Consider the following 1096-nt stretch of genomic DNA (forward strand, 5'->3'; position numbering starts at 1 on the left):
TGATCACATGCATCAGAGAACGTTCAATATCTTATAAATAAAAACTACGAACAAGGATCACCTAACCGTAAACGCAAAAAACCCCGACGAGTCGGGGTTTTTTATAAATCAATATAAACTTAGTTAAGCTTCTCTTTGATACGTGCAGCCTTACCACTAAGCTCACGCAAGTAGTACAACTTAGCCTGACGAACATCACCACGACGCTTAACAGTAATGCTATCAACTAGCTTACTGAAAGTCTGGAATGTACGCTCTACACCTACACCGTAAGAGATTTTACGAACAGTAAAAGAAGAGTTTAAGCCACGATTACGCTTAGCAATAACGACACCTTCGAACGCCTGAAGACGCTCACGGTTACCTTCCTTAACTTTAACCTGGATTACAACAGTGTCACCTGGGCCAAACTCAGGCACTTCTGTTGTCATTTGCTCAGCTTCAATTGCGCTGATGATGTTGTTCTTGCTGCTCATTTTACTCTCCAAAAATTGAGTAGATCAGGTTATCTCAACCTTACCTACCGATTCACGTCTTTTAAAAACTCTTCCAAAAGCTGTTGCTGCTCTTGGTTCAATTCAATTTTGTCGAGCAAGTCAGGTCGTCGCTCGTACGTTCTTGCAAGTGACTGACTTAATCGCCACTTGCGAATTTTTTCATGATCACCCGATAACAATACCGAGGGAACCACTTCTCCTTCAAGCACTTCAGGCCTCGTATAGTGAGGACAATCAAGCAAACCATTCGCAAAAGAATCTTCTTTTGCAGATTCTGTATGACCAAGCACTCCTTCTAAGTGCCTGCTCACCGAATCCATAACAACTAGTGTAGCTAACTCTCCACCGCTCAACACATAATCACCGATCGAAACTTCCAAATCGATATGCGTCTCTATTAAACGCTCATCAATTCCTTCATAACGACCCGAGACCAGCACTAAAGAAGGTTCTTGAGCCAACTCTCTAGCAAGCTTGTCATCTAGCCTCTTACCTTGAGGAGACAAGTAAACCACTTTAGGCGCAGACTTACCTTTTCGCTCAGCTTCGGCTTTAGCAAACTCAATTGCATCACGCAAAGGCTGAACCTTCATAAGCAT

The 1096-nt window shown here is 42.8% G+C and carries 2 protein-coding genes; both read right to left on the reverse strand.

Annotation, left to right across the window (positions count from 1 at the left end):
* Positions 1-119: 119 nt before the first annotated feature.
* Positions 120-476, reverse strand: a complete 357-nt coding sequence (gene rplS / locus A3762_RS23935; RefSeq protein ID WP_068479388.1) for a 50S ribosomal protein L19 — start codon at positions 474-476, stop codon at positions 120-122.
* 44 nt (positions 477-520) lie between these two features.
* Positions 521-1096 (reverse strand): tRNA (guanosine(37)-N1)-methyltransferase TrmD (gene trmD, locus A3762_RS23940; RefSeq protein ID WP_068757975.1); only part of this gene is annotated, 576 nt, incomplete at its 5' end.

The organism is Oleiphilus sp. HI0125, assembly GCF_001635355.1.

Coding starts and splice junctions, on each gene's coding strand:
- rplS (WP_068479388.1), bottom strand. CDS start 476: ATGAGCAGCAAGAACAACATCATCAGCGCAATTGAAGCTGAGCAAATG.